This is a genomic window from Paraburkholderia sp. CHISQ3, from assembly GCF_030464945.1.
In the GTDB taxonomy this organism is placed as follows: Bacteria; Pseudomonadota; Gammaproteobacteria; order Burkholderiales; family Burkholderiaceae; genus Paraburkholderia; species Paraburkholderia megapolitana.
Genome location: NZ_JALPRG010000010.1, coordinates 302,563 through 314,696 on the forward strand (window position 1 = coordinate 302,563; position 12,134 = coordinate 314,696).

At 62.7% G+C, this 12,134-nt stretch carries 13 protein-coding genes; 10 read left to right on the forward strand and 3 right to left on the reverse strand.

Features of this window, described 5'->3' with window-relative positions:
* Window positions 1–131: 131 nt before the first annotated feature.
* The 5 genes from cysT to M0D65_RS23960 all read left to right on the forward strand — a co-directional run bounded on the left by cysT (window position 132) and on the right by M0D65_RS23960 (window position 5,273).
* The gene (cysT, locus tag M0D65_RS23940; protein WP_266254848.1) at window positions 132–1,028 is read left to right on the forward strand and encodes a sulfate ABC transporter permease subunit CysT; all 897 of its coding nucleotides are present in this window, start codon (window positions 132–134) and stop codon (window positions 1,026–1,028) included.
* Window positions 1,025–2,020: a sulfate ABC transporter permease subunit CysW gene (gene cysW, locus M0D65_RS23945; RefSeq protein ID WP_266254849.1), complete on the forward strand. Its 996-nt coding sequence runs from the start codon at window positions 1,025–1,027 to the stop codon at window positions 2,018–2,020. The genes cysT and cysW overlap by 4 nt, the downstream gene beginning before the upstream one ends.
* Before the next feature lie 3 nt (window positions 2,021–2,023).
* Window positions 2,024–3,082 (forward strand): sulfate/molybdate ABC transporter ATP-binding protein, encoded by a 1,059-nt coding sequence (locus M0D65_RS23950; RefSeq protein ID WP_266254850.1) that lies wholly within the window; start codon window positions 2,024–2,026, stop codon window positions 3,080–3,082.
* A gap of 55 nt (window positions 3,083–3,137) precedes the next feature.
* Window positions 3,138–4,064 carry a CysB family HTH-type transcriptional regulator gene (locus M0D65_RS23955; protein WP_091016345.1) on the forward strand — a complete coding sequence of 309 codons (927 nt, stop codon included), beginning with the start codon at window positions 3,138–3,140 and terminating at the stop codon, window positions 4,062–4,064.
* A 177-nt stretch (window positions 4,065–4,241) separates the two neighbouring features.
* Window positions 4,242–5,273, forward strand: a complete 1,032-nt coding sequence (locus tag M0D65_RS23960) for an asparaginase (protein WP_266254851.1) — start codon at window positions 4,242–4,244, stop codon at window positions 5,271–5,273.
* A gap of 270 nt (window positions 5,274–5,543) precedes the next feature.
* Here M0D65_RS23960 and M0D65_RS23965 read toward each other — a convergent pair whose 3' ends face one another.
* The 3 genes from M0D65_RS23965 to gcl all read right to left on the reverse strand — a co-directional run bounded on the left by M0D65_RS23965 (window position 5,544) and on the right by gcl (window position 9,154).
* On the reverse strand, window positions 5,544–6,449 hold the full coding sequence (locus M0D65_RS23965; protein ID WP_091016349.1) for a 2-hydroxy-3-oxopropionate reductase: 906 nt from the start codon (window positions 6,447–6,449) through the stop codon (window positions 5,544–5,546).
* An 82-nt stretch (window positions 6,450–6,531) separates the two neighbouring features.
* Window positions 6,532–7,329, reverse strand: a complete 798-nt coding sequence (gene hyi / locus M0D65_RS23970) for a hydroxypyruvate isomerase (RefSeq protein WP_266254852.1) — start codon at window positions 7,327–7,329, stop codon at window positions 6,532–6,534.
* 49 nt (window positions 7,330–7,378) lie between these two features.
* Complete coding sequence (gcl, locus tag M0D65_RS23975) at window positions 7,379–9,154, reverse strand: glyoxylate carboligase (RefSeq protein WP_266254853.1); 1,776 nt, start codon at window positions 9,152–9,154, stop codon at window positions 7,379–7,381.
* A gap of 209 nt (window positions 9,155–9,363) precedes the next feature.
* Between gcl and M0D65_RS23980 the strand changes: the two genes are divergently transcribed.
* The 5 genes from M0D65_RS23980 to rplI all read left to right on the forward strand — a co-directional run bounded on the left by M0D65_RS23980 (window position 9,364) and on the right by rplI (window position 11,984).
* A complete protein-coding gene (locus M0D65_RS23980; protein ID WP_091016358.1) occupies window positions 9,364–10,275 on the forward strand; it encodes a LysR family transcriptional regulator in 912 nt (303 codons plus the stop codon).
* Between the two features lie 246 nt (window positions 10,276–10,521).
* The gene (rpsF, locus tag M0D65_RS23985; RefSeq protein ID WP_091016361.1) at window positions 10,522–10,893 is read left to right on the forward strand and encodes a 30S ribosomal protein S6; all 372 of its coding nucleotides are present in this window, start codon (window positions 10,522–10,524) and stop codon (window positions 10,891–10,893) included.
* Between the two features lie 33 nt (window positions 10,894–10,926).
* The gene (priB, locus tag M0D65_RS23990; protein ID WP_091016363.1) at window positions 10,927–11,226 is read left to right on the forward strand and encodes a primosomal replication protein N; all 300 of its coding nucleotides are present in this window, start codon (window positions 10,927–10,929) and stop codon (window positions 11,224–11,226) included.
* A 2-nt stretch (window positions 11,227–11,228) separates the two neighbouring features.
* Window positions 11,229–11,504, forward strand: a complete 276-nt coding sequence (gene rpsR, locus M0D65_RS23995) for a 30S ribosomal protein S18 (protein WP_091016365.1) — start codon at window positions 11,229–11,231, stop codon at window positions 11,502–11,504.
* A 27-nt stretch (window positions 11,505–11,531) separates the two neighbouring features.
* Window positions 11,532–11,984, forward strand: a complete 453-nt coding sequence (gene rplI / locus M0D65_RS24000; RefSeq protein ID WP_091016367.1) for a 50S ribosomal protein L9 — start codon at window positions 11,532–11,534, stop codon at window positions 11,982–11,984.
* The last annotated feature ends 150 nt before the right edge of the window (window positions 11,985–12,134 follow it).

A 12,134-nucleotide genomic window follows, 5' to 3' on the forward strand; every position in this document is an offset into this window, starting at 1 on the left:
CGATGTAACGACGCGGTGACATCAGGCAAGCGCGCCCCCGGGCGCGCTTTTCGGCCAGATGGAACCGCGTCGTTGCATCGCTCGCCGGACCCGACAGGTCTGCAGCGGATAACCCTGACAGAGCATTGAGCATGACGACGTTCACCTTCCGCAAACCGAGTGCGCTGCCCGGTTTTGGCGTGACGCTCGGCATCACGGTGGCGTATCTGAGCCTTGTGGTGCTGATTCCGCTCGCAGCAACTTTCCTGAAAACCGCGACGCTCGACTGGGCGCAGTTCGTGCGCGCCGTCAGTTCGCCGCGCGTGCTGGCCTCATACCGGTTGACCTTTCTTTCGGCATTCGGCGGCGCGCTGATCAATGCGGTGTTCGGCTTTCTCGTCGCGTGGGTGCTGGTGCGCTATACGTTTCCGTTCAAACGGATCGTCGACGCGATCGTCGATTTGCCGTTTGCGTTGCCGACATCGGTGGCGGGTATTTCGCTCGCGGCCGTGTATGCGGGCAATGGCTGGATCGGCCAGTTTCTCGAACCGCTCGGTATCAAGATCGCGTTTACGCCGGCTGGCGTACTCGTCGCGTTGACGTTCATCGGTCTGCCGTTTGTCGTGCGCACGGTGCAGCCGGTGCTAGAAGAGTTCGAGCGCGAACAGGAGGAAGCGGCGGCCTGCCTCGGCGCTTCGCGCTGGCTGACGTTTCGCCGCGTCGTTCTGCCCGCCGTGTTTCCCGCATTGTTGACCGGCTTCGCGCTCGCGTTCGCGCGCGCGCTCGGCGAATACGGCTCGGTGATTTTCATCGCCGGTAACGTACCGATGAAGTCCGAGATTACGTCGCTCCTGATCATCACGAAGCTCGAGCAGTACGACTATGCGGGTGCGACTGCGCTCGCGGTTGTGATGCTGGTCGTGTCGTTCCTGATGCTGCTGCTGATCAACACGCTGCAATGGTTCTTGCAGCGGCGCACGGGGCGCGGCACCGCTGCACCACGCGCACCGCTCGCAACGGCCGCAACGGTCACAGGAGGCACGCCATGAGCCGCGCTTCCGTTTCATCGAACATCCGCGCAGGCGCACCGCGCCGTCCCGATCCGGTCACCGAGTCGCGCGTCGTGCGCTGGCTCCTGACCGGCATCGCGCTGCTGTTTCTCGTGCTGTTTCTCGTCGTGCCGCTTGCTGCTGTGTTTGTCCAGGCATTGAGCAAGGGCATTGGTTTCTATTTCGAGTCGCTGACCGACCCCGACGCCGTGTCCGCGATCAAGCTCACGCTGCTGACGGCCGTGATCGCCGTGCCGCTGAATCTCGTGTTCGGGCTCGCGGCATCGTGGGCGATCGCGAAGTTCGAATTCCGCGGCAAGGCGCTGCTGACCACGTTGATCGATCTGCCGTTCTCGGTTTCGCCGGTAATTTCCGGCCTCGTCTATGTATTGCTGTTCGGTGCACAGGGCTGGTTCGGCCCGTGGCTGCAGGCGCACGACGTACAGATCATCTTCGCGGTGCCCGGCATCGTGCTCGCGACGGTCTTCGTCACGTTCCCGTTCGTCGCCCGCGAACTGATTCCGCTGATGCAGGCACAGGGCAACGATGAGGAAGAAGCCGCGCACGTGCTCGGCGCATCGGGCTGGCAGATGTTTCGTCGCGTGACGCTGCCGAACGTGAAGTGGGGCTTGCTGTACGGCGTCATCCTTTGCAATGCGCGGGCGATGGGCGAGTTCGGTGCGGTATCGGTCGTGTCGGGCCATATTCGTGGGCAGACCGATACGATGCCGCTGCACGTCGAGATTCTCTATAACGAATACAACTTCGCGGCCGCGTTCGCCGTGGCGTCGGTGCTGGCGTTGCTCGCACTCGTGACGCTCGGCCTGAAGCTGCTCGCGGAACGCCATCTGTCGGCGCAGCGCGACGATGCGCAGGTCGTGCCGGCGCATGCGGGACCGGCAAGCCAGCCCGTCAGCGCGCGAACGGCCGCGAGCTCGGCGACATCGCTAAACAAGGTCGCACCGCAACCGGTTCAGCAAGGGGAGTGGTAACACATGGGCATCATCGTTCGTAACCTGCAAAAGCGCTTCGGCGATTTCGTCGCGCTAGACGACGTTTCACTCGACTTCCCGCCCGGCGAACTCGTCGCGCTGCTTGGGCCGTCCGGCTGTGGCAAGACAACACTGCTGCGTGTGATTGCCGGTCTTGAATATGCGGACGCAGGCCAGGTCGTGCTGCAAGGCCAGGACGTCGCAACGGTTGGCGCGCGCGAACGCCAGGTCGGCTTCGTGTTCCAGCATTACGCGCTGTTTCGTCATATGACGGTGTTCGAGAACGTCGCGTTCGGTCTGCGCGTGAAGCCGCGCAAAGAGCGTCCCAGCGAAGCCGTGATTCGCGAGAAGGTGCATGAACTGCTGAAGCTCGTGCAACTCGACTGGCTTGCGCAGCGCTATCCATCCGAGCTGTCGGGCGGCCAGCGGCAGCGGATCGCGCTGGCGCGTGCGCTCGCAGTCGAACCGAAGGTGCTGCTGCTCGACGAGCCGTTCGGCGCGCTCGATGCGAAGGTTCGCAAGGAGCTGCGCGGCTGGCTGCGGCGTCTGCACGACGATCTGCACATCTCGACGATCTTCGTCACGCACGACCAGGAAGAGGCGCTCGAAGTTGCCGACCGCATCGTCGTGCTGAACCACGGTCACGTAGAGCAGGTAGGCAGTCCGCAGGAGGTGTACGACCATCCGCAGACTTCGTTCGTCTACGAGTTTCTCGGCGCGGCGAACCGGTTGCACGGCAAGGTCGCGCAGAGCGGGTTTGTCGTCGACGGCGCGGCGCAGCCGATCGCCATCGAGGCGGAATTCGAAGGCCCCGCGTTTGCCTATGTGCGCCCGCACGATCTCGTGCTGTATCCGCAGGCGTCCGGTCATCGAGACGGCATCGTGGTCGACGTGCGGCGCGTGGTGACGCTGGGCGGCTCGGTGCGTGTCGAACTCGAAGGCCGCGCGGGCAACGTGCTCGAAGCGGAACTCGACCGCGAAACGTGGCGCGAACTGCAGCTTGGCGTCGGCGACGGCGTCACCGCCGTGCCGCGTGCGCTGCGGGTGTTCCCCGCACAATGATGGGCAAGGATATGATTTCGCTTAATTACACTCTGGCTGACCCGGAGACACACACATGAACTTCCAGCAATTACGCTTCGTGCGCGAGGCCGTGCGCCAGAACATGAACCTGACCGAAGTGGCGAACGTGCTGTACACGTCGCAGTCGGGGGTATCGAAACAGATCAAGGACCTCGAGGACGAACTCGGCGTCGACATCTTCATTCGCCGCGGCAAGCGCCTGACGGGGCTGACCGAGCCGGGCAAGGCGGTGCATCAGCTGATCGAGCGGATGCTGCTCGATGCGGAAAACCTGCGCCGCGTTGCCCGCCAGTATGCGGACCAGGACAGTGGTCACCTGGTCGTTGCGACGACCCACACACAGGCGCGCTACGCGCTGCCGAAGGTGATCCGGCAGTTCACCGAGGTGTTCCCGAAGGTGCATCTCGCGCTGCGCCAGGGCAGTCCGCAACAGATCGCGCAGATGATCATCAACGGCGAAGCGGACATTGGTATTTCAACCGAAGCGCTCGACCGTTACCCGGATATCGTCACGTTCCCGTGCTATTCGTGGCATCACATCGTTGTTGTGCCGAAGGGCCATCCGCTGGTGGGCCGCCCGAACCTGTCGCTCGACGAAATCGCGGAATATCCGATCGTCACCTACGATCAGGACTTCACTGGCCGCTCGCATATCGATCAGGCGTTTGCAAAAGCGGGTGCCTTGCCCGACGTCGTGCTGACCGCTATCGATGCCGATGTGATCAAGACTTACGTCGAGCTTGGTATGGGGATCGGCGTGGTGGCGGCAATGGCCTACGATCCGAAGCGCGACACCGAACTTGTCGCGCTCGACACCCAGCATCTGTTCGAGGCGAGCACGACGCGCGTCGGGTTGCGCAAGGGCGCCTTTCTGCGCGCTTACGCATACCGGCTGATCGAAATGTTCGCGCCGCACCTGAACGAAGCTGAAATCGCGGCGCAGTTGCGCGAAGTGGCGTAACCGTAGTCGCGTGGGCTGCGATCGGTTGCGGCTGATCGGGTCGGGCAGGCCGGTCCACACAGATCGGTCCGCTACTGGCCAGGCTCCGAACCGGCGGTCCGTTGCATAGCGCTCGTACAGGTGGCAGGGTAGCCGCGACTATGTGAAGCGCACGGCGCTTCGCTTACAATCGCGGCCATGAACTCATCGATTTCCTTTCCTTCCCACGCAGCGTCGGACGCGCTGCCGTGCATCGCCGTGCTCGCGACCGGCGGAACAATCGCCGGCTCGGCGGCGGATCCGGCCAATACCTCCGGCTATCAAGCCGGCGTGGTCGGTGTCGAGCGGCTGCTCTCCGCTGTGCCGGCACTGTCATCGGTGGCACGCGTGCAGGCCGAACAGCTCGCGAGCGTCGACAGCAAGGACATCTCGCTTGCGTTGTGGAGCACGCTCGCACAACGTGTGAACGCGTTGCTCGCCACCGACGGCATCGATGGCGTGGTCATCACACACGGCACCGATACGCTCGAAGAAACCGCGTATCTGCTGCATCTGACCGTGAAAAGCACGAAGCCGGTTGTCTTGACCGCGGCGATGCGGCCGTCAACGTCACTGTCCGCCGACGGCCCGCTCAATCTGCTCAACGCCGTGACCGTTGCGGCGAGCGCCGTGGCGCACGGGCAGGGCGTGATGGTTGCGTTCAACAACCGGATTCATAGCGCGCGAGATATCGTCAAGACGAGCACGTATACGGTCAATGCATTCGAGTCGCCCGAAGTCGGTGTGCTCGGCTGGGTGCAGGACGGTCGAGTCGAGTTTCAGCGTAAGGTCCTGCGGCCGCACACCGTCGATACCGAATTCGTCATCGGCGCGAACTGGCCGCACGTCGAGATCGTCGCGAGTTATGCGGGTGCGTCGCGCATTGCGGTCGATGCGCTGGTGACCTCAGGTGTGCGCGGCATCGTCGTGGCGGGCACCGGCAATGGTTCGATTCATACGACCGTGCAGCAGGGCCTCGCCGATGCAGTTGCGCACGGTGTGGCCGTCGTACGGGGATCGCGCGTGGGGTCGGGTCATGTGATGCGCAACGGTGCGGCATCCGACGATGCGCTCGGCTTCGTTTCGGCCGGCACGCTCAATCCGTACAAGGCGCGTGTGCTGTTGATGCTGGCACTAGCTGCGGGCGCAACCGGGCCGGTGGTGCTGCAGCGCGTGTTCGATACGTACTGAGTTATGCATTTGCGCAACCGCGCAGGGCAAAACCGACGGCAAAAAAGTGCGTTGAAATCCGACAGCCGGACACCCGACGACGACGTCTGACCGACCAAGGCTTCCCCGGCGCCGCCGGGTGCCGCTGCGGACCCCACTGACCGCTCTCAGCCCAGAGCGGTCCGATTTGCCCGTTGCGCCATACTCGCGCATACCGCAACGGACGCCCCACCTGTTGTTCCGACGGCGCGATGCGCCGGCGGAACGTTTTTATCGCCTATCGCCGGCCGCTCAAGCCGCTTTCGCTTCCTGCGGCGCCTGCGCGATCTCAAAGTTAGCCATCAACTCAAGCGCGCGAATCATCGCGGAGTGATCCCACGCCTTGCCGCCGTTCGCCGCACACACGCTGAACAGCTGCTGCGCACTCGCCGTGTGCGGCAATGCGATGCCGAGCTTGCGCGCACCGTCGAGCGCGAGATTCAGATCCTTTTGATGCAGCTCGATGCGAAAGCCCGGATTGAACGTGCGCTTCGTCATGCGCTCACCGTGTACTTCGAGAATTCGCGACGATGCAAAACCACCCATCAGCGCACGGCGCACGCGTTCCGGATCGGCACCCGAGCGTGCGGCGAACAACAAAGCTTCCGCGACCGCTTCGATGTTCAGCGCGACGATGATCTGGTTGGCGACCTTGCACGTTTGTCCCGCACCGTTGTCGCCGATCAGCGAGATGTTCTTGCCCATCAGATCGAACAGCGGCTTTGCCGCGTCGAACGATTTCTGCGGACCGCCGACCATGATCGTCAGCGTTGCTTCGCGCGCGCCGACCTCGCCACCCGACACCGGTGCGTCGAGATAATCGCAACCGAGCGCGTTGATCTTCTTCGCGAAAGCCTGGGTATCGAGCGGCGAGATCGAACTCATGTCGATCACGAGTTTGCCTTTCGTGAGGCCCTTCGCCACGCCGTCGTCGGCGAACAGCACATTCTCGACATCGGGCGTGTCCGGCACCATCACGATGACGATATCCGCGGCCTGCGCGACAGCCGTCGAATTCGCGACGACAGTGGTCGTCGTACGCAGATCGTCGGGCACCGGATACGCACCGTTGACGAACAGCGTGTGGCCGCCTTTCAGAAGATTGCGCGCCATGTGCGCGCCCATGATGCCGAGGCCGATGAAACCGATTGTTGCCATATCTCTCTCCAGGAATAGGTTCGTGCCGATCCGTTACTCGACAGCTCGATGACGGTTCGACGGCAGCGCGTGCGCCGCGCGTTCACGCCGTAGCGTGTGTGCGGCCGGCGATGTGTTGCAGCCAGCCGAGGCCCTCGGATGTGGTCGTGCGCGGTTTGTACTCGCAACCGACGTAGCCGTTGTAGCCGAGCGAATCGAGCAGATCGAACAGGAACGGGTAGTTGATTTCGCCGGTGCCCGGTTCGTTGCGCCCTGGGTTGTCGGCGAGCTGGATGTGGGCGATCTGCGGCAGGTTCTTTTTGATCGTGGCCGCGAGTTCGCCTTCCATTCGCTGCATGTGATAGATGTCGTATTGCAGGAACAGATTGTCCGAGCCGACTGCGCGGATCACGTCGAGACCTTCCGCCGAGCGGTTCAGCGCAAAGCCCGGAATGTCGTACGCGTTGCACGGTTCGACGAGCAGTTTGATGCGCTCGTTCTTCAACGCCTGCGCAGCGAAGCGCAGGTTATCGACGATGGTCGCGCGGGCGGTATCGCGATCGACATCGGCCGTCGGAATACCGACGAGGCAGTTCAGTTGCGGGACTTTCAACGCTTTCGCGTATTCGATCGCGCGACCGACGCCTTCCTGAAACTCGGCGATGCGTGCAGGCAGACACGCGATGCCGCGTTCACCCGCTTCCCAGTTGCCTGCCGGCAGGTTGTGAAGCACCAGCTTCAGCCGATGCTGTTCGAGACGTTGGGCCAGTTCCGCGGCCCGGTACGGATACGGAAACAGGAATTCGACTGCATTGAAGCCGGCGTTTGCCGCGGCCGCGAAACGGTCGAGGAACGGGACTTCGTTGAACAGCATCGTGAGGTTGGCTGCGAATTTCGGCATGTTGCGGGTTCTTTGTGGTCGGTCAAGGGTAGTGCGAACGCTGCTGCGCTCAATCTTGCAAGGCGACGGCAGTCGGCGCGTCTTCGCGAGTCGTGGCCAGTTCCTCGAACTCGTTGATCGCATCGATTTCAGCACCCATCGAGATGTTGGTCACGCGCTCGAGAATCACCTCGACCACGACCGGCACATTGAATTCCGACAGCATCGACTGCGCTTTCTTTAGCGCCGGCGCGATCTCTTCGGGCTTGAACACGCGCAGCGCCTTGCAACCGAGACCCTCGGCCACCGCCACGTGATCCACGCCGTAACCGTTCAACTCCGGCGCGTTGATGTTCTCGAAGGCGAGCTGAACGCAGAAGTCCATATCGAATGCACGCTGTGCCTGGCGAATCAGCCCGAGGTACGAGTTGTTCACGACAACGTGCACGTACGGCAGCTTGAACTGCGCACCCACCGCGAGCTCTTCGATCATGAACTGGAAATCGTAATCGCCGGACAGCGCGACGATCGGCCGCTGCGGGTCGGCAGCACGCACGCCGAGCGCCGCCGGAATCGTCCAGCCGAGCGGGCCGGCCTGGCCGCAGTTGATCCAGTTGCGTGCCTTGTACACGTGCAGGAATTGCGCACCGGCGATCTGCGACAAACCGATCGTGCTGATATAGCAGGTGTCGCGACCGAATACCTTGTTCATCTCTTCGTACACGCGCTGCGGCTTGATCGGCGCGTTGTCGAAATGCGTCTTGCGCTGCATCGTGCGCTTGCGCTGCTGGCATTCCTCGGCCCATGCACGACGGTCTTTCAGCTTGCCAGCGTGCTTCCATTCCTCGCCGATCTGAACGAACAGTTCGAGCGCGGCCTTCGCATCGGAGACGATGCCAAGATCCGGTCCGAACACGCGACCGATCTGCGTCGGCTCGATATCCACGTGCACGAACTTACGGCCCTTCGTATAAACCTCGACGCTGCCGGTGTGACGGTTGGCCCAGCGGTTGCCGATACCCAACACGAAATCCGACGCGAGCATCGTCGCGTTGCCGTAGCGGTGCGATGTCTGCAAGCCGACCATGCCGGCCATCAGCGGATGATCGTCGGGAATCGCGCCCCACGACATCAAGGTCGGTACGACCGGTACGCCGGTCAGTTCGGCGAAGCGCACGAGCAGGTCTTCCGCGGCGGCGTTGAGCACGCCACCACCGGAAACGATCAGTGGGCGGTCGGCATCGTTCAGCAGCGTGAGCGCCGCTTCGATCTGCTTGCGGGTTGCCTGCGGCTTGTAGATCGGCAGCGGTTCGTAGGTGTCGATGTCGAACTCGATCTCGGCGAGTTGCACGTCGATCGGCAGATCGACCAGCACCGGACCGGGCCGGCCCGAGCGCATCAAATGAAACGCCTGCTGGAATACGCGCGGCACGAGCGCCGGTTCGCGCACGGTGACCGCCCATTTGGTGACCGGCTTGGCGATCGATTCGATATCGACGGCCTGGAAATCTTCCTTGTAAAGCCGGGCGCGCGGCGCCTGGCCCGTGATCGCGAGAATTGGAATCGAGTCGGCCTGCGCCGAATAGAGACCCGTGATCATGTCGGTGCCCGCCGGCCCGGAGGTGCCGATGCACACACCGATGTTGCCCGGCGCGGCCCGCGTATAGCCCTCGGCCATATGCGACGCTCCTTCGACGTGGCGCGCGAGCACGTGGCTGATGCCACCGGCTTTGCGCAGCGCCGAATAGAACGGGTTGATCGCGGCGCCGGGCACGCCGAACGCCGTGTCGATGCCTTCTTTTTCGAGCACCAGTACGGCTGCGTCGACGGCTCTCATCTTGGCCATGAAATGTCTCCTTCCTGAATGTCGCGGATGTTGCAAATACCGGGAATGGCTGCAAAGGCTGGTGGAGCGACTTTAGGCCTCACCTAAAGGTTTGATAAGATCAGCGCGGGTCGCTTGTTTCGAAACAAAAAGTATTGAATGATGGCGACAGTCCGGTAGCCGGTTCAGGTAGACACCGGCGCCAGGGCACACAGGGAGAGGAGACGACGATGGACCGCTTCAAGCAGATTGAAACCTTCGTACGGGTCGCGGACGCCGGCAGTCTTGCCGCGGCGGCGCTGGAAGAGGGCGTGTCGCCGGTGATTCTTGGGCGGCGCATCGATGCGCTCGAACAGCGGCTCGGCGTGAAGCTGATGTACCGGTCGACGCGGCGGCTCGTCGTCAGCGAGGAGGGCGCGGCGTTCCTCGAACGCTGCCGGGGCCTGCTGACCGAATGGGATCAGGCGGAAAACGAGCTGACAGCGGGGCGCCGCGCGGTGAACGGCCATCTGATCGTGTCGGCGCCGGCCGCCTTCGGCCGCAAGCACGTCGCGCCGCTGGCGCCCGCGTTTCTTGCCGACAAGCCCGATTTGCAGGTGTCGTTCAACCTGACCGATCGCGTGGTGGATCTGGTACGCGAGGGCTACGACCTGTCGATCCGGATCGGCGGATCGGTCGATCCGAATTTCGTGGCGGTGAAGCTCGCGTCGAACCGGCGCGTGGTGTGCGGCACGCCCGCCTACTTCAGGAAGCACGGCAAGCCGAAAGCACTCGACGACCTGCCGCAGCACAACTGCCTCGCGTTCAACCTGCAGGGCGGCCAGAACCGCGGCTGGTATTTCCGGCGCAACGGCAAGCTGGTGACGGTGCGGGTCGGCGGTACGCTCGACTGTAACGACGGAGAGTTGCTGCACCGCTGGGTGTCCGAGGGGCTTGGGCTCGGCTGGCGCTCGACCTGGGAGATCCAGCAGCAGCTTGCGCGCGGCGAACTCGAAACCGTGCTCGACGACTACGCGTTGCCCGACTACGACATTCTCGCGGTCTACCCGCAGCAGCGGTATGTACCGGCCAAAGTGCGCTATTTCATCGACTATCTGAAGGCGGCCTACGCGCGGGCCGACTACTGGAGCAGTGTCGAGTAACAGGCTCCGGCCGAGGCAGCGCGGGCCTTCGCGGGCGCCCCGAGGCTGGATCACGTGCCCGACTGGAGCAGGTGCGACTACCGAGGCGGCCCCCGTAAGGTCCGCAAGTCGTTGAAAATACGGCCGAATTCACCGCCGATCTGGTGATATCAGTTGCATCAGCCCCCCGATCCAGTTAGAATCTTGGGCTTCTCTCTTGCTACACCGGTTCGACGCCCGGGTGGCTTTAATCCACAAGGAGTGTGTATGCGTCATTATGAAATCGTCTTTATCGTGCACCCCGATCAGAGCGAGCAAGTGCCCGCCATGATCGAGCGTTACAAGTCCACGATCACGTCGCACGGTGGTCAGATCCACCGCATCGAAGACTGGGGCCGCCGTCAGCTGGCCTACATGATCGAGAAACTCGCGAAGGCTCACTACGTCTGCATGAACATCGAGTGCGACCAGACCACGCTCGACGAACTCGAACACGCGTTCAAGTTCAACGATGCCGTTCTGCGTCACCTGATCGTCAAGATGAAGAAGGCCGAAACCGGCCCGTCGCCGATGATGAAGGAAGTGCAGCGCGAAGAAGCCAAGAAGGCGGCTGCCCAGCCGTCCGAAGCGCAGGCTTAAAGAACCAAGCCATCAGGAAAGCATATCGCTGACGTGAACAGGCTGCAGCTCAAGGCGAGCGTCGTTGAACGCGAACCGGTGCGGTACACCCCCGCCGGCGTTCCGATCGCAAGCTGTACGCTGCACCACCGTGCCGAAGTCGTCGAAGCGGGCATTGCCCGGCAGGTTGAACTGACGATGCAGGCGGTGGCAGCCGGTGAAGCGAGCGGCAAGCTGGAAAACTGCGAGATGGGCGTCGAAACGCTCTTCACCGGTTTCCTGGCGAAAAAAAGCCGCAATGCGAGAACCCTGGTGTTTCACATCACAGAATTGCAGGACACAGGAAAGGACTAATCATGCCCCGCCCGACTGGTAAGAAATTCGACAAGCGTCGTCAGCAACAAAACCCGCTCTTCAAGCGCAAGAAGTTCTGCCGTTTCACGGCTGCTGGCGTCGATCAGATCGACTACAAGGACATCGAAACGCTGAAGGACTTCATCGGCGAAAACGGCAAGATCACGCCGGCGCGTCTGACGGGTACCAAGGCCCACTATCAACGTCAGCTGGATACGGCTATCAAGCGCGCGCGTTTCCTCGCGCTGGTGCAGTACACCGACCAGCACAAGGCCTAACCCGACGACGCTACAAGGAGCATCCGAATGCAGATCATTCTTCTCGAAAAAGTCGTCAACGTGGGTAACCTCGGCGACATCGTCAAGGTCAAGGACGGTTACGCACGTAACTTCCTGATCCCGAAAAAGCAGGCTCGCCGTGCCACGAAGACCGCGATCGCCGAATTCGAAGTCCGCCGCGCGGAACTCGAAAAGGTCGCCGCTGAAAAGCTGGCAGCCGCTCAGGCTCAAGGCGAAAAGCTGGCCGGTTCGACCGTCCAGATCGCACAGAAGGCCGGTGTCGACGGTCGTCTGTTCGGCTCGGTCACGAACGCCGACATCGCCGCAGCACTGGGCAAGCAAGGCTTCGCTGTCGAAAAGGCGCAAGTGCGTCTGCCGGAAGGTCCGCTCAAGCTGGTCGGCGACCATCCGGTGCAAGTCTCGCTGCACACCGACGTGCTGGTCGACGTCACGGTGTCGGTGCTGGGCGAACACGTTTAAGCCGGTTCTGGCTGGCGTGCGCCGACCGGGCAGTCTGCCCGGGCCGTGTGGACGTAGCCAGGTACGGTAGGCAGGAGTCGCTCTAGCCTCGCGCTAGAGCAGAGGCAGGGGCCGGGAAACCGGCCCCTGCCTTTTTTGTTTGCTACAGGG